A 21,442-nucleotide genomic window follows, 5' to 3' on the forward strand; every position below is an offset into this window, starting at 1 on the left:
GCAGCGGGCCGGCTCAAGCCCGTTTGAAGGCAGGACGGCATGGTATATCGGCGCCGCAGATCCACGCAGATGCAGGCCGCAACCGAATCGGTTGCCGTGGCCCCGACTGCGCCGGTCGCGCGCCCCGCCAGGCCTCGCGCCCGGATGATGCGTCAATATGACCTCGTCGAGCGCGTCAGGTCCTACAATCCCAACACCAACGAAGACCTGCTGAACCGTGCCTACGTCTACGCCATGAAGGCCCACGGCTCGCAGACCCGCGCCTCGGGCGATCCGTATTTCTCGCATCCGCTCGAGGTGGCTGCGATTCTCACCGACCTCAAGCTCGACGACGCCACCATCGTGGCCGCGCTGCTGCACGACACGATCGAGGACACCGAGGCAACGCGGGCCGAGATCGATCAGATCTTCGGCTCGGAGATCGGCGCGCTGGTCGATGGCCTGACCAAGCTGAAGCGGCTGGAGCTGGTGTCGCGGGAGGCTAAGCAGGCCGAGAATCTGCGCAAATTGTTGCTGGCCATTGCCGACGATGTCCGCGTGCTTTTGGTCAAGCTCGCCGACCGTCTGCACAACATGCGCACGCTGGACTTCGTCCCGACGGAATCGCGCCGGCGCATCGCCGAGGAGACGCTCGACATCTATGCGCCGCTGGCGGGGCGCATGGGCATGCAGGAAATGCGCGAGGAGCTGGAGGATCTGTCCTTCCGCACCCTCGATCCCGAAGCCTATTCGGTGGTGATGCAGCGGCTCGACGCGCTGGCTGAGCGCAATCGCAACCTGATCGGCGAGATCGAGGACCAGCTCTCCAACAATCTGCGCCACCGGGGCTTGGGGGCGCGGGTCTATGGCCGGCGCAAGAAGCCGTTCTCGATCTGGACCAAGATGGAGCGCAAGTCGGTCGGCTTCGAGCAATTGTCCGACATCTTCGGCTTCCGCCTCGTCGTCAGCGACGTCGAGGCCTGCTATCGCGCGCTCGGGATCGTCCACACCACCTGGCCGGTCGTGCCCGGACGTTTCAAGGACTATATCTCGACGCCGAAGCAGAACGACTACCGCTCGATCCACACCACGGTGATCGGCCCCGGCAACCAGCGCGTCGAGCTGCAGATCCGCACCGAGGCGATGGACCAGATCGCCGAGCGCGGCATCGCCGCGCACGTTTTCTACAAGGAGGGCGTGGGTTCGCCGACCGAATTCCTCAAGCGCGAGTCCAACGCGTTCGCCTGGCTGCGCCACACCATCGGCATCCTCTCGGAAAGCGCGAACCCGGAGGAATTCCTCGAGCACACCAAGCTCGAGCTGTTCCACGACCAGGTGTTCTGCTTCACCCCGAAGGGCAAGCTGATCGCGCTGCCGCGCCATGCCAACGTGATCGACTTCGCCTATGCGGTGCATACCGACGTCGGCAACAGCGCGGTGGGCTGCAAGATCAACGGCAAATTCGCGCCGCTGTCCTCGGAGCTTCAGAACGGCGACGAGGTCGAGGTGCTGACCTCGGAGGCGCAGTCCGCGCCGCCCTCGGCCTGGGAAACGCTCGCCGTCACCGGCAAGGCGCGTGCCGCGATCCGCCGCGCCACGCGCACCGCGGTGCGCGACCAATATGTCGGGCTCGGCCGGCGCATCGTCGAGCGCCTGTTCGAGCGCGCCAAGATTGAATACGCCGACGACAAGCTCAAGGGCGCGCTGCCGCGGCTCGCGCGCACATCGATCGAGGACGTCATGGCGGCGGTCGGGCGCGGCGAGATCAAGGCCTCCCATGTCGCGCGTGCGATGTACCCGGATTACAAGGAGGAGCGCATCGCGCGCTACGGCGTCAAGAAGGGCCTTGCCGCCAAGCTCAAGGAGAAGGGGGTCTCCGAACAGTCGCGCAGCCCGGTCGCGATCCCGATCCGCGGCATCAATTCCGACCTTCCGGTGAAGTTCGCGCCGAACGGCGGCGCCGTCCCCGGCGATCGCATTGTCGGCATCGTCACGCCGGGCGAGGGCATCACGATCTATCCGATCCAGGCGCCGGCCCTGAAGGATTTCGAGGAGGAGCCGGAGCGCTGGCTCGACGTCCGCTGGGACATCGAGGATTCCGCGCCGCAGCGCTTCCCGGCCCGCATCAAGGTCGAGAACGTCAATGAGCCCGGCGCGCTGGCGCAGATCGCGACCGTGATCGCCGAGCACGACGGCAACATCGACAACATCAGCATGCAGCGCCGCTCGCCCGATTTCACGGAGACGACGATCGATCTCGAAGTCTACGACTTGAAGCACCTCAGCGCGATCCTGGCCCAGCTGCGCGCGAAGGCGGTCGTCGCCAAAGTCGAACGTGTTAATGGATAGGCGCATCTCGCATGCGCCGTTCCCTCTGATTTCGCGAGTTCTGAAATGCCCGCACCTCCGCTCCGCCTCGGCGTCAATATCGATCACGTCGCAACCGTGCGTAACGCGCGCGGCGGCCGCCATCCCGATCCGGTGCGCGCCGCGCTGCTCGCGATCGAGGCCGGCGCCGACGGCATCACCGCACATTTGCGCGAGGACCGCCGGCACATCCGCGACGAGGACATGGCGCGCCTGAAGGCGGAGATCTCCAAGCCGCTCAATTTCGAGATGGCCGCGACGGACGACATGATGCGGATCTCGCTCGCCACCAAGCCGCACGCGGTGTGCCTGGTGCCGGAGCGGCGCCAGGAGGTAACGACCGAAGGCGGGTTGGACGTGGTCGGCCAGCGCAGCGCGCTCGCGCCCTATATCGCGCGGCTGAGCGAGGCCGGCATCCGCGTCTCGCTGTTCATTGCGGCCGATCCCGCCCAGATCGAGATGGCGGCACGGCTGCGCGCCCCTGTGATCGAGATCCACACCGGTGCCTGGTGCGATGTCGTCGTCGATGGCCACACCGACAAGGCCGAGGCTGAATGGCAGCGGATCGTGGCCGGGGTGAAGCTGGCGAAGGACGCGGGACTCGAGGTTCACGCCGGCCACGGGCTGGACTATGCGACGGCGGAGAAGATCGCGAGCTTGCCCGAAATCATGGAGCTGAACATCGGCTATTACATGATCGGCGAGGCGCTGTTCGTGGGGCTGGCCGAGACCGTGCGCAGCATGCGCGCGGCGATGGATCGTGGCCGGAGCCGGGCATGATCATCGGCATCGGCTCCGACCTGATCGACATCACCCGCGTCGCCAAGGTGATCGAGCGCCACGGCGAGCGTTTTCTCGACCGCATCTTCACCGCGGCCGAGCGGGCCAAGGCGGAACGGCGCGCCAAGAACGAGAAGATGGTGGTGGCGACCTACGCCAAGCGCTTCGCCGCCAAGGAGGCCTGCTCCAAGGCACTCGGCACCGGCATCAGGCGCGGCGTCTGGTGGCGCGACATGGGGGTGGTCAACCTGCCGGGCGGGCGGCCGACCATGCAGCTGACCGGCGGCGCGCTGGCCCGGCTCCAGGCCCTGACACCGGAGGGGTTCGAGGCGCGGATCGACCTTTCGATCACCGACGACTGGCCGCTGGCGCAGGCTTTTGTCGTCATTTCCGCCGTCCCGCTGCCGAAACCTTGATCGCGGCTCGGGCGTTTTGTGATTTTCTTTATAAATCAATATCTTAATCAGTTTTGATGCGATCCTTGATTGCGTGGCCTCCGACAACCGTCTAAAAGTCCGCGAACGCAAATCAGCCTGGGCGAATTCGGCTTTACGCCGGAATTGGCCCTCACTATCAGAATCAGGACAATCTCCTTGCGCCGCGAACCGGTGGGCCGTTCGCGGGAGGAGGGCGCTCTATGATCGCCGGCCGGAATTGAGAGAGCAATGAGCGTGACTTCGGGAACGAAAACTGAGAGCGGCGTCGGCGAAACGATCCGAGTCGTCATTCATGCTCTCCTGATCGCGCTCGTGATCCGCACCTTCCTGTTTCAGCCCTTCAACATCCCGTCCGGCTCGATGAAGGCGACGCTGCTGGTCGGCGACTATCTGTTCGTCTCGAAATATTCCTACGGCTACAGCCATTACTCGATTCCATTCTCGCCGCCGCTGTTCTCGGGACGGATCTGGGGCTCGGACCCCGCTCGTGGCGACATCGTCGTGTTTCGCCTGCCGAAGGACGATTCCACCGACTACATCAAGCGCGTGATCGGCCTTCCCGGCGACCGTGTCCAGATGCGGGACGGGCTGCTCTACATCAACGATACGCCCGTCGAGCGGCAGCGCATGAGCGAATATGTCGGCGAGGACCCTTGCGGCTCGGAAGGCGGCGGCATCTCCCGGGTGAAGCGCTGGAAGGAGACGCTGCCGAACGGCGTGTCCTATGAGACGCTGGACTGCGCCGACAACGGCTACATGGACAACACCAACGTCTACACCGTCCCGGCCGGCCACTTCTTCATGATGGGTGACAACCGCGACAACTCCACCGATAGCCGCTTTCTCGGCCAGGTCGGCTACGTCCCGCAGGAGCACTTGATCGGCCGCGCCCAGATGATCTTCTTCTCCATCGCTGAAGGCGAGCACGCCTGGATGCTCTGGCGCTGGCCGTGGGCGGTGCGCTGGAATCGGTTCTTCAAAATCGTCCGATGAAAGACGAAGCCAAGGACATCGCGATCCAACCGACCGAGGTGCAAGCCGCTCCCGAGGGCGATGCTGCGGCGAAGGCGCCTGCCAAGAAGAAACGGCCGCGGAGCAGCAAGGCCAAGGGCACGAATGCCAACGCGGCGCTCGAGGCGCGGATCGGCCACAGCTTCGCCGATCCAAATATGCTGATGCAGGCGATCACGCATGTCTCGGCCCTGAAGTCGGGGCGCAAGCGAGGCGACAGCTATCAGCGGCTGGAATTCCTCGGCGACCACGTGCTCGGGCTCGTCGTCTCCGACATGCTCTATCACGCCTTCCCGAACGCCGATGAGGGCGAGCTGTCCAAGCGGCTTGCCGAGCTCGTGCGCAAGGAGAGCTGCGCGGACGTCGCCAAGTCGCTCGGTCTCGTCGACGACATCAAGCTGGGCTCGGTCGGCTCCAGTGCCGATGCCCGCCTGCGCAAATCCATCCTCGGCGACATCTGCGAGGCCGTGATCGGCGCCATCTACCTCGACGGCGGCCATGCGGCGGCAGCCGAATTCGTCAAGCGCAACTGGACCGAGCGGATGCACAAGCCGCGCCGGCCCTTGCGCGATCCCAAGACCGTGCTGCAGGAATGGGCGCAAGGCAAGGGACTGCCGACGCCTGTCTATCGCGAGGTCGAGCGCACCGGCCCGCATCACGATCCGCAGTTCCGTGTCGCCGTCGATCTGCCGGGCCTGGCCCCGGCCGAGGGTATCGGCGGCAGCAAGCGCGCGGCAGAGAAAGTGGCAGCGTCAGTGATGATCGAACGCGAAGGCGTCGGCGGCAGCAATGACGGTTGAAGCAAGCGGCGGGGCACCCGGCGCGACGCGCTGCGGCTTCGTCGCGCTGATCGGCGCGCCGAATGTCGGCAAGTCGACGCTGGTCAACGCGCTGGTCGGCGCCAAGGTCACGATCGTCTCGCGCAAGGTGCAAACCACGCGCGCGCTGATCCGCGGTATCGTCATCGAGAACAGCGCGCAAATTATCCTTGTCGACACGCCCGGCATCTTCTCGCCCAAGCGCCGGCTCGACCGCGCCATGGTCTCGACCGCCTGGAGCGGGGCGCATGATGCCGATCTGGTCTGCGTGCTGCTCGATGCCAAAACGGGCATCGACGAGGAGGCGGAGGCGATCCTCGCCAAGGCCGCCAGCGTCAATCACGACAAGATCCTCGTCATCAACAAGGTCGACCTGGTCCAACGCGAGAAGCTGCTGGCGCTGGCGCAGGCGGCCAACGAGCGCATGACTTTCGTGCGGACGTTCATGATTTCGGCGATCTCGGGCGATGGCGTCGACGACATCCGCAAGACGCTCGCGGACATGGTGCCGCCGGGTCCGTTCCTCTACCCCGAGGACCAGATGTCGGACGCGCCGATGCGGCAGCTGGCGGCCGAGATCACCCGCGAGAAGATCTATCAGAAGCTGCACCAGGAATTGCCCTACCAGTCCACGGTCGAGACCGACAAGTGGGAGGAACGCAAGGACAAGTCTGTGCGGATCGAGCAGACGATCTACGTCGAGCGCGAAAGCCAGCGCAAGATCGTGCTCGGCAAGGGCGGCGCCACCATCAAGTCGATCGGCGCCGACTCGCGGAAAGAGCTGATGCAGATTCTGGACGTCCCGGTGCACCTGTTCCTGTTCGTCAAGGTGCGCGAGAACTGGGGCGACGATCCCGATCGCTATCGCGAGATGGGCCTGGACTTCCCAAAAGAATAACGAAGAAAAGATCGGCATTCGATGAGCCTACCCACCAACGTCCAGCGCTTCGAAGCGCTGCTCTATGCATCGTTGATGCTGGACGCCGTCTCGATCGCCGTGCAGGACCGCACGCCCAATGCCGCGGTGACCGAGCAGATGATCATGACCGGGACGCTGCTCGCCGGCGGCATGATCCTCCTGCTGCTCTATTTCGTCCGGCTGGCCGCGCATCATCGCAAGAACTGGCCACGCTGGGTGCTGGCGGCGGCCCTCGTGTTGTCGGTGATCTCGCTCGGCCAGATCATCGGCGAGAAGGGCCTGGAGCTCGACAGCGCCATCGAGATCGTCTCCTGCGCGCTGACGACGATGGGCCTGTATTTCTCCTTCAGCGGCGACGCGCGGGACTGGTTCAACGCGTGAGGCGCCGTAGGGTGGATTAGCGAAGCGTAATCCACCTTTGACGTGCACGGGCGATTCGCGGGTTACGCCTTCGGCTAATCCGCCCTACGATTGAACGCCGGAATCCGCTACACTTCCCCTATGGAATGGTCCGACGAAGGCATCGTGCTGGGGGTGCGGCGGCATGGCGAGTCCAGCGCCATTGTCGAGCTGTTGACGCGCGCGCATGGCCGGCATCTCGGGCTCGTCCGCGGTGGCGCCGGCTCGCGGATGCGGCCGCTGCTGCAGCCGGGGAACAGCGTCAGTGCGGTGTGGCGGGCGCGGCTCGACGAGCATCTGGGCACCTACGCAATCGAGGGATTGAAGCTGCGCGCGGCAACGCTGCTGGCATCGTCCCACGGCGTCTATGGCGTCACCCATCTCGCCTCCGTCGCGCGGCTGCTGCCGGAGCGCGATCCGCACGAAGAGATCTTTGCGCTGCTCGAGCATTCGCTCGACGATTTCGACGACATCGGCAGCGCGGCCGTGCACCTGATCCATTTCGAGCTGGCGATGCTCGCCGAGCTGGGTTTTGGCCTGGCGCTGGACAATTGTGCCGTGACCGGCGAGACCACGGACCTGATCTATGTCTCGCCGAAATCAGGCGGCGCGGTATCGCGCGGCGCGGGCGAGCCGTGGCGCGACCGGCTGTTGCGGCTGCCGCCGTTCCTGCGCCACGGCGAAACCGCGGGCGATCTCACCGAGCAGGATCTCCAGGACGGTTTTCGGCTCACCGGCCTGTTCCTGCTCCGCCACGTGCTGGAGCCGCGCGGCCAAGGCCATTCCGATGCGCGGGCCGGCTTCATCAACGCCCTGATGCGGCAGCAGGCGAGGGGGGCGATCCCGGCGCCATGACGTAATAGCTGCCCAGCCTTGCCCAGCAGCATGCAGTTCCCTGGAACGAAATCGGCCCGCGCGGACTTGGGGCTTGAGGTTCCACACCGGGGGACGGCCCAAATGTTGATCAGGGGATTCGCCTTGTCCGCGACGCTGCTTGCGTTCGCGCCCGACGCCATGGCTGGCGAGCCGCAGCCCGGGGCGTTTCGCCGGGCCTCGTGCACGGTGGTGCGGTACTATGTGGCGAAATATTCCGCTGCCGCTGCAGAGACATGGGCGCGGTCGCGGGGCGCGACCGACGCCGAGATCGAGGCCGCCCGCCGTTGCCTGACCAATGCGCCGGCGCCTGCGCAAACACCTGGTCCAGCCCCAACCCAGACCGTCACAGCCGGCTGGGCAGGTTAGTACGTCGCCCACAGGGAACCATTCGATCCTTGCCCGATTCGCTTCCACGGTTTAACCGGGCGGCATGGGAAAACGAATCGTTCCGCCGGAAGAACCGGCTGAAATCCACGAGGTGCCGCTGCGTGAGGCGCTGGAAGAGCGCTATCTCGCTTATGCCCTCTCCACCATCATGCACCGTGCGCTGCCGGACGCGCGCGACGGCCTGAAGCCGGTGCACCGGCGCATCCTCTACGGCATGCGCCTGCTCAGGCTCGACCCCGGCACGGCCTTCAAGAAGTCGGCCAAGATCGTCGGCGACGTGATGGGCTCGTTCCATCCGCACGGCGACCAGGCGATCTACGACGCCATGGTCCGCCTCGCGCAGGATTTCTCCTCGCGATATCCGCTGGTCGACGGCCAAGGCAATTTCGGCAATATCGACGGCGATAACCCCGCCGCCTACCGCTACACCGAAGCGCGCATGACCGACGTCGCGCGGCTTCTGCTCGAGGGCATCGACGAGGACGGGGTCGAATTCCGCGCCAACTACGACGGCCAATCGAAAGAGCCCATCGTGCTGCCGGGCGGCTTCCCGAACCTGCTCGCCAACGGCGCGCAGGGCATCGCGGTCGGCATGGCGACCTCGATCCCGCCGCACAACGCCGCCGAGCTGTGCGATGCCGCGCTGCACCTGATCGAGAAGCCCGACGCAAAGTCGAAGGCACTGCTCAAGTGGGTCAAGGGCCCGGATTTCCCGACCGGCGGCATCATCGTCGATTCCAAGCAGGCGATTGCGGAAGCCTACACCACCGGCCGCGGCTCGTTCCGCGTCCGAGCGCGGTGGACGCAGGAGGAGGGCGCACGCGGCACCTGGGCCGTCGTCGTCACAGAGATTCCGTTCCTGGTGCAGAAGTCGCGTCTGATCGAGAAGGTCGCCGAGCTGCTGGACCAGAAGAAGCTGCCGCTGGTCGGCGACATCAGGGACGAGTCGGCCGAAGACGTCCGCATCGTGATCGAGCCGAAGTCGAAGAACGTCGATCCGGCGCTGATGATGGAGTCGCTGTTCCGCCTCACCGAGCTCGAAAACAAGATTCCGCTGAACCTCAACGTCCTGATCAAGGGGCGCATCCCCAAGGTCGTGGGGCTCGCGGAGTGCTTGCGCGAATGGCTCGACCATCTGCGCGACGTGCTGATCCGCCGCAGCAACTACCGCAAGGCGCAGATCGAGCACCGGCTGGAAGTGCTCGGCGGCTTCCTGATCGCATACCTGAACATCGACAAGGTGATCAGGATCATCCGCACCGAGGACGAGCCGAAGCCTGAGCTGATGAAGGCGTTCAAGCTCACCGAGGTGCAGGCGGAAGCCATCCTCAACATGCGCCTGCGCTCCTTGCGCAAGCTCGAGGAGATGGAGATCCGCACCGAGGACAAGAACCTCCGCGCCGAGCTCAAGGGCATCAATGCGGTGCTCGCCTCCGAAGCCGAGCAGTGGAAGAAGGTCGGCGAGCAGGTCGGCAAGGTCCGCGACATGTTCGGACCGAAGACACCGCTCGGCAAGCGTCGCACCACCTTCGCGGATGCGCCCGAGCACGACCTCGCCGCGATCGAGGAGGCCTTCGTCGAGCGCGAGCCGGTGACGGTTGTCGTCTCCGACAAGGGCTGGATCCGCACCATGAAGGGGCATGTCGAGGATCTCTCCGGCCTCGCCTTCAAGCAGGACGACAAGCTCGGCTTCGCCTTCTTCGCCGAGACGACCTCGAAGCTGCTGCTGTTCGCCACCAACGGCAAGTTCTACTCGCTCGACGTCGCCAAGCTGCCGGGCGGCCGCGGCCATGGCGAGCCGATCCGATTGTTCATCGACCTCGAGCAGGAGGCCGCGCCCGTCGCGCTGTTCGTCAACAAGGGCGGCCGCAAATTCCTGGTCGCCAGCCACGAGGGCCAGGGTTTTGTGGTCAACGAGGACGATTGCGTTGGCACCACCAAGAAGGGCAAGCAGGTCCTCAACGTGGACATGCCGAACGAGGCCCGCGCGATCACCGAGGTGACGGGCGACACCGTCGCCGTCATCGGCGAGAACCGCAAGATGCTGGTCTTCCCGCTCGACCAGGTGCCGGAAATGGCCCGCGGCCGCGGCGTGCGCCTGCAGAAATACAAGGACGGCGGCCTGTCCGACGTTGCGGTGTTCGACGCCAAGGCGGGCCTGACCTGGAAGGATTCCGCAGGACGCGAATTCTCCGCGACCATGAAGGAGCTGGCGGAATGGCAGGGCACCCGCGCCGACGCCGGCCGCCTGCCGCCGAAGGGTTTCCCGAAGTCGAACAAGTTCGGTCGGGTGATCGGGTAGGGCACTGGCCCCAACTGTCGCCACAACGACGCTGTCATCCCCCGCCTAGTGCGCAATTGCGCACGGGGGCGGGGCATCCAGTACGCCGCGGCTTCTCCGTATCCATCAGCTGTCTCTGGAATACTGGGTCGCCCGGTCAAGCCGGGCGGCGACAGCGCGTGTTGTGCTCTCTGCTCCACCGTCATTGCGAGCGCAGCGAAGCAATCCAGAATCCCACCGCGGAAAGACTCTGGATTGCTTCGCTGCGCTCGCACTGACGAGCTGCGCCAGCCTCGCTCTCCAACTCTAAGTATGTGCATCCTGCAAACGCGTGGCAGCTAGCTATGAGCGCATACGTATGGGCACGAACATTGCTTTTTCCTGCTGAACGCAAACGGCTGGTCAAAAGGCAAAAACACCCCAATGCTCAAACTGAAGACTTTCATTCCCGCGCTGTTCGGCCTTGCGCTGGCGGCGGCGCCCGCGCATGCGGCGGGCAATCTCGTCGCGGTGCTCGAGGCGGAGATTGTCACGCTCGATCCGCATTTCTCCACGGCCTATATTTCGCGCACGTTCGGCTACATGGTGTTCGACACGCTGTTTGCGAAGGATGCCAAGGGCGACATCAAGCCGCAAATGGTGCAGGACTGGAAAGTCTCGCCCGATGGCTTGACCTATACGTTCACGCTGCGCGACGGCCTGAAATGGCACGACGGCCAGCCCGTCACGGCAGCCGATTGCGTGGCCTCGCTGCGTCGCTGGGGCACCCGCAGCGCACTCGGCCGCCGCATTTTCGCGATCACGGCTTCGCTCGAGCCGGTCGATGCGAAAACCTTCGTGCTGACGCTGAAGGAGCCGTCCGGCCTCGTCATCGACGCGCTCGGCAATCCCGTCAGCCCGGTCGCTTTCATGATGCCCGAGCGCATCGCGAAGACGCCCGGCGACCAGCGCATCACCGAGATCGTCGGCTCCGGCCCGTTCGTCTACAGCAAGGCCGACCACCGCACCGGCGACCGCATGATCCTGAAGAAGTTCGGCGACTATGTGCCGCGTCCCGAGCCCGCGGACTTCCTGGCCGGCGGCAAGCGCGTCAATGTCGACACGCTCGAGGTCCGCGTCATTCCCGATGGTGCGACTGCCGCCTCTGCGCTGCAGGCCGGCGAAATCGATTTCATGCAGTACGCGCCGTTCGATCTGCTGCCGCAGCTGGAGAAGAACACGCGCGTCAAGCTCGTCAACTTCACCGGCGGCAACATGTTCGCCGGCGCCTACCGTCTCAACGCGGCCTCGAAGCCGTTCGATGATCCAGAAATCCGCCGCGTGCTGTGGAAGCTGGTCGACCAGCGCGAAGTGCTGGATGCGCTCGGGCTCGACGCCAAATACGCCACCCCTTGCGCGACCTACTTCACCTGCGGCACCACATACGAGAGCAAGGCCGGCACGGAAGCCGCCGCAAAGCCTTCGATCGAAGCGGCGAAGGCTGCACTGAAGGCGACCAAATATGCCGGCGAGCCCGTCATCGTGATGCAGGCCAACGATCTCGAAGCCCCGCGCGTTTCGGCGCAGGTGCTCGCCGAGCGGCTGAAGGCGGCCGGCTTCAATGTCGATCTGCAGGTGATGGACTGGGCGAGCGTGCTGGCGCGCCGCGCCAAGAGGGAGGGCTGGAGCGTCTATGGCGTTCACGCCGGCGGCTTTGATCTCGGCTCGCCGCTGACCAATGTCATGGTCGCCTTCAACTGTGCCGACTTCACCGGCTGGCAATGCGATGCGCGTATCACCCCTCTGATGGAAGCCTTCGCCAAGGCGCCGGCCGAGGCGGACCGGAAGAAGATCGCGGGCGAGATCCAGGCGGTCATGTACGATCAGGCGCCCGGAATCCCGTGGGGCCAGTTCGCGCAGCCGGCCGCCTATCGCGCGACTTTGCGCGGTCTGATACCGTCCGCCATCCCGGTGTTCTGGAACGTTGAGAAGTAGCGCGATGCACGATGTCATTGTTGTCGGCGGCGGCTCCGCCGGCGCCGCAGTAGCCGCACGGCTCTCCGAAGATCCCGCACGGCGGGTCCTGCTGCTCGAAGCGGGGCTCGATTGGCGCGCCGACGAGGCGCCCTGGGAGGTGAGGACGCCGAATCCAATCCCGATCATCCACAAGCGCGAGTACCAGGAGAAATGGCAATGGCCCGATCTTCTGACGCGCCGCGTCGCTGGGCAGGAGCCGCGCTTCTACTGGCGCGGCAAGGGGCTCGGCGGCTCGTCGATGATGAACGGCCAGATCGCGATCCGCGGCGTTGCCGATGCGTTCGACGAATGGGCGGCCAATGGCTGCACCGGCTGGTCGGCGAAAGAGGTGATGCCGCTGTTTTCGGTGATCGAGGACGATCTGGAATTCGGCGATGTCGAGGACCACGGCCGCGGCGGGCCACTGCCGGTCTACCGCGCGCCTTTGCAAAAGTGGGGTCCGATCGACCGCGGCTTGCGCGATGCGGCACTTGCGAGCGGCTATCCCTGGTGCGCCGACGTCAATGGTCCGGACGGCGAGGGCGTTGCGTGCTACCCCATCAACAGCCGCGACTTGCGCCGCATCACCACCAATGAGGGCTATCTCGAGCCCGCACGCGGGCGCGCCAACCTGGAGATCCGCGGGCATGCGCTGGTCGATCGCGTGCTGATCAGCGACGGACGGGCGACCGGTGTCCGCGTTCATGTCGAGGGGCAGGGCACCCAGGAGATCAGCGCCCGCCAGATCGTGCTGTGCGCCGGCGCCATCCACAGTCCGGCGATCCTGCTGCGCTCGGGCATCGGGCCGGCCGAGGAGTTGAAGGCAATGGGGATTGCTGTCACGCGCGATCTGCCGGTCGGCCGCCATTTCTTCGACCATCCGCTGTTTCGCGCCACGATCCAGCTCCGGGACGAGCTTCGTCCCACCGATCCGGATACGCGCCACACCAATTGCTGCGTGACCTATTCCTCCGGCCTCGCCAATGGCGGCAAGCGCGACATGATCCTGATCGCCTTCAATCATCGCGGCATCGGGAACCCCGGAGCGATCGGCGCGGGGCTGTTCAACGCCTATTCGCGCGGGACGCTCAAGCTGGCCTCGACCGATCCTGCAATCGATCCGGTCGTCGAGGAGAACATGCTGGCCGATCCGCGCGACATGCTGCGCATGATCGATGCGGTGAAACGCCTCGCGGTCATCACGTCGCAGCCGGCGCTGTCAGGCATCGCCGACTGGATCAGGCTCGCTGACACGGATTTGACGCTGCCGCAGGCCGCCAGCCTGCCCGATCACGAGCTCGACGCGGTGCTGCGCCGCGAGACCGGCGACATCCAGCATGCCGCCGGCAGCTGCCGCATGAGCGGCGGGAACGACCCCGATGGCGTGGTCAACCCCGATGGTACCGTGAAAGGGATCAGCGGCCTTCGCGTCGCCGACGCCTCGATCATGCCGTCCGATTGCCGCGCCAACACGCACTTCACGACGGTGGTGATCGGGGAAGCGATCGCGCGGATGATGATGCGATAGCCAGCGGCCAGGATCTGCCATGTGATGAGTCGTGCGCGCTACGCGGAAGGGTACGTCGAGTGGCCGCGGGACTGGAATCAATTGAACGTTGCGCAACATCGTTCCTAGCGATGTTGAAGGCCTCCGACGAATATCATCAGGAACGTTTGCGCGCGGCTTCGATTGGCATGTCATCGTCAATCGGAGTTTGAACCATGCGAAAGACAATCTTCTCAGTAGCCATGTGTGCGTTGCTTGCCGGCGCCTCGATCGGGTTCGCCCATGCGCAGGCGGGCGGAGGTGCCGGAGGCGGGGCCGGCGCAGGCGGAGCGGGCGGCGCGGGTGCGGGCGCTAGCGCCGGGGCCGGAGGAACCAGCGGCGGAACGAGCGGCGCGGCGGGTGGAACGGGAGCGGGCGATGCAGGTACCGGCAGTTCGACGGGATCCAGCGTAGGCGCCGGCGGCGGCAGTGGCGCGGGTTCCGGCCAGGGCGGTCCTCAGACCATCCGTCCGGGCGGCACAAACGATCCAACCCGACGCTAACAAAGGTCGGCGCTTATTGACGTGAATAAGGGAAGGCTGCGGGATTCAACTCAGCAGCTTTCACACGCCCTCGCCGCGACAGCGCAAGGCCTAGGGGTGGCACGGGCCCTACGGACTGAACAAACTGCGAAGAAACCGCTCCTTTTCGCCGGGCGCATAACCTTGAGAAGCGCCGAAATAAGGTTCAGTGGCGCCAGGATAAGCTGAGGTTTCCGGCGGCGGCGCGTAGGCGAAGCCCGAAGCTGGACCGGACGGGGCCATACCCTGACCGGAATGGACAATCGCGTGCCGCCGGTGTGGATGACGCGCCTGTGCGGCGTCGGCAGCGCCGACCAAGGTGATCAGAAAACTGAAAACCAGAAGGAAACGCATCGCTGTTTCTCCAAACGCCCCCTGCCTAGGTGGCGTTCGGCCGCGGCGTTCCAACTCATCCTGGACTCACGATTAGTCACGTCCCTGGCATCAGATCACCCCGGCCATCCGCAACGCCACGCCCGCCGCGGAGCTGCCCGCCAGCACCGTCAGCATGCCGAGCTTGAACCGGAAGATCGCGGTGGCCGCCGCGATCGCCAGCACCAGCGCCGGCACGTCGACGCTCCTCAGCACCGGCATGTCGAAGTTCAGCGGAAACGCATGCACCGGCACGGTCTCGCGGAACAGGATGTGCAGCGCGAACCAAATCGACAGGTTGAGGATCACGCCGACCACGGCGGCGGTGATCGCGCTGAGCGCGCCGGCGAGGCCCGCGTTGCCGCGCAGCCGCTCGATGTAGGGCGCGCCGACGAAGATCCAGAGGAAGCAGGGCGTGAAGGTGACCCAGGTCGCGAGCAGGCCGCCGAGCGTGGCCGCGAGCATCGGCGACAGGCCGCTAGGGTCGCGATAGGCCGCCATGAAGCCCACGAATTGCAGCACCATGATCAGCGGGCCCGGCGTGGTCTCGGCCATGCCGAGACCGTCGAGCATCTCATGCGGCTTGAGCCAATGATAATGCTCGACCGCCTGCTGGGCGACATAGGCCAGCACCGCATAGGCGCCGCCGAACGTAACCAGCGCCATCTTCGAGAAGAACAGCGCGATCTGGCTGAACACATTGGCCTGACCCAGGGCCATCAGCAGTGCGATCACCGGCACCAGCCAAAGCGCCAGCCACAGTGCACCGACGCGGATCGCGCGCGCCGTGTTGGGCCGGACGTGATCGGGCACGGCCTCGCCGAGCATGCTGTCGATCGCGGCGCCGCCGCCATGGGCGTGACCGGCCGGCGCGAATTCCGGACGGCCGCTTCGGGCGCCGGCATAACCGATGAGGCCGGCGGCGATGATGATGATCGGGAAGGGGACCGCGAAGAAGAAGATCGCGACGAAGGCCGCGGCCGCGAGCGCGATCATGATGCGGTTCTTCAGCGCGCGCTTGCCGACGCGCACTACCGCCTCGACGACGATGGCGAGCACGGCCGCCTTGAGCCCGAAGAACAGCGCCTCGACGAAGCTGACATTGCCGAAGGCGGCATAGATGTAGCTGAGGCCCATGATGGCGATGATGCCGGGCAGGATGAACAGCCCGCCCGCCATCAGCCCGCCGGCGGTGCGATGCATAAGCCAGCCGACATAGGTCGCGAGCTGCTGCGCCTCAGGTCCCGGCAGCAGCATGCAATAGTTCAGTGCGTGCAGGAAACGGCCTTCGGAGATCCACTTCTTCTCCTCGACCAGGATGCGGTGCATCACCGCGATCTGGCCCGCGGGCCCGCCAAAGCTCAGGCAGGCGACACGGAGCCAGACGCGGAAAGCTTCGTTGAAGCTGATGCCGTGACCGGCACCAGCTCCCGCTTGATCGGCGCGAACGTCCATTACGCCTTCACCTTGTTGGTCGGCCAGTTGTGAGTCTCGGTGGTGGCGTCGCGGCACCAGCGGTAGAAGGCATCATAGAGCAGCATGCCGGCCTCGAGCTGCTCGAGGTCGTCGTCATACATGCGCGACAGCCCGAGCGAGGCCGCGAGCAGGCCGGGCGCCTCCGGCGCGAGGTCGGGTCGCGCGGTGTCGGCGCCGCGCACCAGCGTCGCGAGGCGCAGCAGGGGCGGAGTCGCGATGCCGAACTCCTCGATCATCACGTCGAAGGTGCAGAGCTCGCCGCGGTGGCTCCAGAACACGTTCTCGATGTCGAAGGGCGCTGCGCCGAACCGCTCGCCGACGGCGACCACCTCGGACGGCGCGACATAGAGGAACACTGCGCCCGGATCGACGAAGCGGCGGATCAGCCACGGGCAGGCGATGCGGTCGACCTTCGGCCGCGCCCGCGTCACCCAGACGGTGCGACCCTTGGCATCGCGCGGCGGCAGCTTGCGGGCGTCGACCAGCGGCAGCTGGGCCGCCTTCCAGCCCTCGAAGCCGCCCTCCAGCGTTTCGGCCTGCGCGCCGAGCTGGCGTAACCAGGCCGCGGTGCCTTGCGCGAGCTTCTCGCCGCGGAGGCAGGAGACTACGGCGCGGCGGCCGGCGAAGGCGCCGCCCCAGTCCGCCACGTTGTCGTGGCCGAGCTTGATGGAGCCGGGAATCAGCCGCCGGTCGGCGGCGAAATCCTGCTCGGTGCGCACATCGATCAGAACAGGCGCATTCGCCGTGCCGATCAGCCGTGCCATTTTGTCGGATGAGATGGTCGTGAATGTAGACATGATGCGTCCTCGAGAACCAAACGGGACGCGATGCTTGGGCCTGTCGCCTCGTGGGGAGATCGCTCAAATCCCCATGGCGCAGATTACAGCGAAACTAAGAAGCACTGTCAATCCGCGGGACGATTGGTCCTTAGAAAATTGGTGCCTGCCGTCTATATTGGAGGCCAACAGAGCTGAATCTTCTGGAGAATTCGATGCATTCCCATTCCATCGAACAATGGACCCATGACCACGCCTTCCTGGGCGAGAAGCACGACGACAACGAGCGCCGCACCTGGTTCGTGGTCGTGCTGACGCTGGTCATGATGGTCGGCGAGATCGTCGCCGGCTCGCTGTTCGGTTCGATGGCGCTGCTCGCCGACGGCTGGCACATGGGCACCCATGCGGCGGCGCTCGGCATTGCCGCCTTCGCCTATCGCTTCGCGCGGCGGCATCTGGGGAATGCGCATTTCACCTTCGGCACCGGCAAGTTCGGCGATCTTGCCGCCTTCGCCAGCGCGATCATCCTCGGCCTGATCGCGGTCGAGATCGCCTATGAGAGCGTGCTGCGCTTGATCAATCCGGTGCCGATCGTCTACGGCGAGGCCATGGCCGTGGCTGCTCTCGGCTTGGGCGTCAATCTCGCCAGCGTGTGGCTGCTGCGCGACAGCCACGATCATCACCACGGCCATGGCCATGCGCATGATGACCACGCCGAGCATGACCACGAGCGCGATCGTCACCACCATCAGCACGACAACAACCTCCGCGCGGCCTATGTCCATGTCATGACCGATGCCGCAACCTCGGTGCTGGCGATCGCAGCGCTCGGCCTTGCCATGTATTCCGGCTGGGTCTGGGCCGACCCGGCGGTGGGTCTGATCGGCAGCGCCGTGATCGCGAGCTGGGCATTCGGCCTGATCAAATCATCGGGTGCGGTGCTGCTCGACGTGCGCGCCGACGAGAAGCTGGAGCGGGTGATCCGCGCCCGCATGGAGGTCGGTGAGGATCGCGTCACCGACCTGCATCTCTGGCAGGTCGGCCCCGGCCATTGTGCCGTGCTGCTCTCGGTGGTGTCGGACAAGCCGAAGCAGCCGGCCGTCTACAAGCGGCGGCTCGCCGGGCTGAAGGGCCTCAGCCACGTCACGGTCGAGGTCGAGACCTGCCCGCATTAGCGGTGAGTGAACGTGACTTCGCGCATGACGAGAAGAAGTTTGCGTTTTCATTTTGAGTTGTCGCGATTGCGACCCACCCGGGCGTTTCGCAAATCGTGATCTGGTTCATAACCGAGCGGCCAGCTGCGCAGTATGGATTGACGTGCGCTCGATGAGGACGTGCGTGCGCTGAGTTCGCAACTGCCGGGCAAGGTCCGGTCAACATCAAGGTAGTGAAGCAGTACCGGCCTTAAGGGCCATTCACCTGAGAGCCCGGTCAGCGGAGGCCGGGCTTCGGAGAGACGAGCAATGGGCCTCGTGCAGCAGGACACCGTGGTCCTCTTGGTCGACCTCGTCGAGTCCGTGCGTCTGATGCGGGAGCATGAGGCGTCCGCGGTGCGTCGATGGACCGACTTCGTCCAACTTGCCACCGGCCAAATTCTGCCGCGTTATCGCGGCGGCCTCGTGAAGAGCCTCGGAGACGGGCTCATGGCCCGCTTCGAATCCGTGCGTGATGCCGTCAATGCCGCCGCCGAAATGCACCGGAGTATCGCCGTTCAGAACACCGGGCGGCCTGAAGATCAACACTTCCAGCTTCGTGCGGGGATCAACTCCTCCACCGCCTGGAGTGACGGCACTGACATCTATGGCACCGGCATCAACCTCGCAGCCCGGCTCGCAACTCTTGCCGGTCCCGGTGAAACCATCGCCAGCGAGGCCGCGCATGAGCAACTGGCGACAGCTCTTGCCAGCCTGGCCAGTCCGGGGGAGACGATTGGCAGCGCTGCGGCGCGCGACGAGCTGACGCACGGAGTGGATGCGCTGTGCGAAGATTTGGGCGACTGTATCCTCAAGCACTTTGACAAGCCGGTTCGCGCCTACCGCGTTGGTCCGGCCAGTCCACACCCAAGCCTCGCAGCTCGGCGAGACTATGGAACTCCCATGGAGCCGACGATCGCCGTCATCCCCTTCGACGCGCGCAAGGACGCGGAGGAGCATCTCGACGTTGGTAACCTGATCGCGGACAGCGTGATCTGGTGCCTCTCCAGATCGGCGAACCTCAAGGTGATCTCGCGTCTGTCGACCAACATATTTCGCGGCAGGGTCAGCGATGTGGCGGAAGTATCGGCGCATCTCGGTGCCACCTACATTCTCAGCGGCAGCTATGTGGTCGATGCGGACCGGATTCTGGTGACGGCGGAGCTGTCCGCGGCGCGAACCAATCAAGTCGTCTGGACCGACCGCCTGAGCGGCAATATCGGCGATCTGCTGCAGCCGGAGAGCGAACTGGCTCACCGCATCGCCGCTGCAGTGCATCTGTCGGTCTTCGATGCCGAGGTCGAGCATATCCTGACCCAGCCGTTACCGACGCTAGAAAGCTACTCGCTGCTGCTTGGCAGCATCCGCCTGATGCACCGGTCGAGCAGGGAGGAGTTTCTCCAGACCCGGACGGTGCTGGAGGAACTGATCAATCGCCACGGCCGAATAGCTGCCCCGCGCGCCTGGCTCGCCAACTGGTACATCCTGCGCATGACGCGCGGCTGGTCCGAGGACCGCAAACGCGAGGCCGCCGAGGCCTTGAGCGCCACTCGCGCGGCGCTCGACCGTGACCCGTCCGACGCGCTTGCGCTTGCGACCGAAGGCTTCGTCTATTGTCACATGTTGAAGGACCTGGACGCTGCCCGAAAGCGGTGCGAGCAGGCCGTCGATGCCAACCCCAGCCACGCGTTGGGCTGGCTCTACCGGGGCACCGTCGACGCCTTCAAAGGCGACGGCGAGGCAGCCGTGGACGCAACGCGGCGCGCTCTGAAACTCTCCCCGCTCGATCCGCAGCGGTATTATTTCGAGTCCCTGGGCGCCACGGCGCTTCTATCGGCGCATCGATACGACGAGGCGGAAGAGCTCGCGCGCTCATCTCTCATTCTCAATCGCATGCATCCGTCTACGTGGCGGGTCCTCGCTATCGCACTCGTTTCGCAAGGACGGGTCGCGGAGGCCCGCGAAGCCTTGGGCAAGATGCGCGAGCTCGAGCCGCATTTGACCCTAGATCGATACATCGGGCGCCTCCCCAATGCGAATCTCGAAACAGGCAGGCACTGGGCTCGCTGCCTCGAAGTGGCAGGACTACCGACGACAGGCTGACTAACCTCATACCGACTTGTTTTCATAAGGAGGCAGGCAATGGCTCAACTAGGCGGGGCGGGAGGAGCAGGCGGTGCAGGTGGTGCTGGCGGAGCCGGCGGCGCAGGGGGGGCAGGAGGTGCAGGCGGAGCGGGCGGCGCTGGAGGGGCCGGTGGGGCGATAATTGGCACGCTCGGCGACGTCTGGGCCAATCCCATCATGGTGGATGCACTCATCCACGCTCGCGAAGGGACAATCGTTGTTCCGGAGCGACCGACCTCTCCGTATTTTTACTACTACGCGCCGGCCTTGCCGGCGATCGAAGACCCAGCCCAATTGGATCGCTGGGAGCCGTGGGTGCGCGCCTACACAGCGGTCGGGGAGATGCTGCAGGGCATCACCCTTCAGGTGTCGGGCGTCGATCCGAACGCATTCCTGGTTCGCTCGCCCGCATACGTGATTGCGGAGTTAGGGCGTCCGGTCCAATCGACGTTTCAAGACCAGATTGAGATGGTCGTGAGCTGGGCCGAGCTGCGCAACGAACGCGCCACAGAAATCATGGCGCAGATCGATCCCCAGTATGCCTTCTGGTCCTCGATCGTCTACCTGCATCCCGAGAGGACCAGGCGGACATTCGAGCTCATCAACATGGTCCTGCAATTCTGCGTTTACGTGGAAATGCGCTTCAAGCATGCGCTGGGGTGCTCGCGTCCCGTGGAATACAACGCCCAGGTTCAGCCGATGATCACGACGCCGGGACACGGAAGTTTCCCGAGCGGACATGCGACGCAGGCTTACGCGGTAGCCTACGTGCTGAAACGGCTATTGAGCCTGCACAAGACGACATCCGGATTCCCGGAGATCGTCGAGCAGCTCGACCGGCAGGCCGCACGAATCGCAACCAATCGGGTCGTGGCCGGAGTCCATTTTCCAGTCGACAGCATGGCAGGGCGGATGCTGGGTATCGCCTTGGGCGAGTACTTCGTCGGCCGTTGTCTCGGGAGCACGGCAACCAAGAGCCGCAAATTCAACGCCAGCCACGCCGACAGTAACTCTCGCACGGATTTCAATCCCTTCCATGCTGACCAGGCGCTCAATGCCAACAAGTTCTATTCGGAAACCACAGGAGGGACTGTTACGCAGTCCCTCCTGATGAAGGAACTATGGGACAAGGCCTACTACGAAGTTTCGACAAGATTTCCGTAGGAAACACGTCCCTGCAACCGA

The 21,442-nt window shown here is 65.1% G+C and carries 18 protein-coding genes; 15 read left to right on the forward strand and 3 right to left on the reverse strand.

Annotated features, from left to right (window positions below; all coding sequences use genetic code 11):
• Nucleotides 1–39: 39 nt before the first annotated feature.
• The 12 genes from I6F20_RS03520 to I6F20_RS03575 all read left to right on the forward strand — a co-directional run bounded on the left by I6F20_RS03520 (nucleotide 40) and on the right by I6F20_RS03575 (nucleotide 13,777).
• Nucleotides 40–2,328, forward strand: a complete 2,289-nt coding sequence (locus I6F20_RS03520) for a RelA/SpoT family protein (RefSeq protein ID WP_036015037.1) — start codon at nucleotides 40–42, stop codon at nucleotides 2,326–2,328.
• 45 nt (nucleotides 2,329–2,373) lie between these two features.
• Complete coding sequence (locus I6F20_RS03525; RefSeq protein WP_225125108.1) at nucleotides 2,374–3,126, forward strand: pyridoxine 5'-phosphate synthase; 753 nt, start codon at nucleotides 2,374–2,376, stop codon at nucleotides 3,124–3,126.
• The gene (acpS, locus tag I6F20_RS03530; protein ID WP_025036721.1) at nucleotides 3,123–3,542 is read left to right on the forward strand and encodes a holo-ACP synthase; all 420 of its coding nucleotides are present in this window, start codon (nucleotides 3,123–3,125) and stop codon (nucleotides 3,540–3,542) included. The genes I6F20_RS03525 and acpS overlap by 4 nt, the downstream gene beginning before the upstream one ends.
• A gap of 249 nt (nucleotides 3,543–3,791) precedes the next feature.
• Nucleotides 3,792–4,556 carry a signal peptidase I gene (lepB, locus tag I6F20_RS03535; RefSeq protein WP_036015031.1) on the forward strand — a complete coding sequence of 255 codons (765 nt, stop codon included), beginning with the start codon at nucleotides 3,792–3,794 and terminating at the stop codon, nucleotides 4,554–4,556.
• On the forward strand, nucleotides 4,553–5,374 hold the full coding sequence (gene rnc / locus I6F20_RS03540) for a ribonuclease III (RefSeq protein ID WP_109143526.1): 822 nt from the start codon (nucleotides 4,553–4,555) through the stop codon (nucleotides 5,372–5,374). Before lepB ends, rnc begins: the two co-directional genes overlap by 4 nt.
• A complete protein-coding gene (gene era, locus I6F20_RS03545; protein ID WP_225125109.1) occupies nucleotides 5,364–6,290 on the forward strand; it encodes a GTPase Era in 927 nt (308 codons plus the stop codon). The genes rnc and era overlap by 11 nt, the downstream gene beginning before the upstream one ends.
• A 21-nt stretch (nucleotides 6,291–6,311) precedes the next feature.
• A complete protein-coding gene (locus I6F20_RS03550) occupies nucleotides 6,312–6,692 on the forward strand; it encodes a hypothetical protein (RefSeq protein WP_036015023.1) in 381 nt (126 codons plus the stop codon).
• A gap of 120 nt (nucleotides 6,693–6,812) precedes the next feature.
• Nucleotides 6,813–7,565 carry a DNA repair protein RecO gene (recO, locus tag I6F20_RS03555; RefSeq protein ID WP_225125110.1) on the forward strand — a complete coding sequence of 251 codons (753 nt, stop codon included), beginning with the start codon at nucleotides 6,813–6,815 and terminating at the stop codon, nucleotides 7,563–7,565.
• Between the two features lie 102 nt (nucleotides 7,566–7,667).
• Nucleotides 7,668–7,952: a hypothetical protein gene (locus I6F20_RS03560; protein ID WP_036015015.1), complete on the forward strand. Its 285-nt coding sequence runs from the start codon at nucleotides 7,668–7,670 to the stop codon at nucleotides 7,950–7,952.
• A 64-nt stretch (nucleotides 7,953–8,016) separates the two neighbouring features.
• Nucleotides 8,017–10,275, forward strand: coding sequence for a DNA topoisomerase IV subunit A (gene parC, locus I6F20_RS03565; protein WP_036015009.1), 2,259 nt, complete (start codon nucleotides 8,017–8,019; stop codon nucleotides 10,273–10,275).
• A 402-nt stretch (nucleotides 10,276–10,677) separates the two neighbouring features.
• Nucleotides 10,678–12,228 carry an ABC transporter substrate-binding protein gene (locus I6F20_RS03570; protein ID WP_225125111.1) on the forward strand — a complete coding sequence of 517 codons (1,551 nt, stop codon included), beginning with the start codon at nucleotides 10,678–10,680 and terminating at the stop codon, nucleotides 12,226–12,228.
• A 4-nt stretch (nucleotides 12,229–12,232) separates the two neighbouring features.
• Complete coding sequence (locus tag I6F20_RS03575; protein WP_225125112.1) at nucleotides 12,233–13,777, forward strand: GMC family oxidoreductase; 1,545 nt, start codon at nucleotides 12,233–12,235, stop codon at nucleotides 13,775–13,777.
• A 629-nt stretch (nucleotides 13,778–14,406) separates the two neighbouring features.
• On the opposite strand, the gene I6F20_RS03580 is transcribed toward I6F20_RS03575, so the two are convergent.
• The 3 genes from I6F20_RS03580 to I6F20_RS03590 form a co-directional block, all read right to left on the reverse strand.
• A complete protein-coding gene (locus I6F20_RS03580; RefSeq protein WP_225125113.1) occupies nucleotides 14,407–14,670 on the reverse strand; it encodes a hypothetical protein in 264 nt (87 codons plus the stop codon).
• A 90-nt stretch (nucleotides 14,671–14,760) separates the two neighbouring features.
• Nucleotides 14,761–16,143 carry a chromate efflux transporter gene (chrA, locus tag I6F20_RS03585; RefSeq protein WP_225125114.1) on the reverse strand — a complete coding sequence of 461 codons (1,383 nt, stop codon included), beginning with the start codon at nucleotides 16,141–16,143 and terminating at the stop codon, nucleotides 14,761–14,763.
• The gene (locus I6F20_RS03590; RefSeq protein ID WP_225125115.1) at nucleotides 16,143–16,961 is read right to left on the reverse strand and encodes a chromate resistance protein ChrB domain-containing protein; all 819 of its coding nucleotides are present in this window, start codon (nucleotides 16,959–16,961) and stop codon (nucleotides 16,143–16,145) included. Before I6F20_RS03590 ends, chrA begins: the two co-directional genes overlap by 1 nt.
• Nucleotides 16,962–17,155: 194 nt before the next feature.
• Here I6F20_RS03590 and dmeF point away from each other — a divergent pair, with 194 nt between their 5' ends.
• The 3 genes from dmeF (at nucleotide 17,156) to I6F20_RS03605 (ending at nucleotide 21,421) form a co-directional block, all read left to right on the forward strand.
• Nucleotides 17,156–18,115, forward strand: coding sequence for a CDF family Co(II)/Ni(II) efflux transporter DmeF (gene dmeF, locus I6F20_RS03595; RefSeq protein WP_225125117.1), 960 nt, complete (start codon nucleotides 17,156–17,158; stop codon nucleotides 18,113–18,115).
• 288 nt (nucleotides 18,116–18,403) lie between these two features.
• Complete coding sequence (locus I6F20_RS03600; RefSeq protein WP_225125120.1) at nucleotides 18,404–20,236, forward strand: adenylate/guanylate cyclase domain-containing protein; 1,833 nt, start codon at nucleotides 18,404–18,406, stop codon at nucleotides 20,234–20,236.
• A 39-nt stretch (nucleotides 20,237–20,275) separates the two neighbouring features.
• Nucleotides 20,276–21,421: a phosphatase PAP2 family protein gene (locus tag I6F20_RS03605; RefSeq protein WP_225125122.1), complete on the forward strand. Its 1,146-nt coding sequence runs from the start codon at nucleotides 20,276–20,278 to the stop codon at nucleotides 21,419–21,421.
• Nucleotides 21,422–21,442: the final 21 nt, after the last annotated feature.

Origin of the sequence: Bradyrhizobium sp. IC3123 (assembly GCF_020193625.1) — a bacterium.
Classification (GTDB): domain Bacteria; phylum Pseudomonadota; class Alphaproteobacteria; order Rhizobiales; family Xanthobacteraceae; genus Bradyrhizobium; species Bradyrhizobium yuanmingense.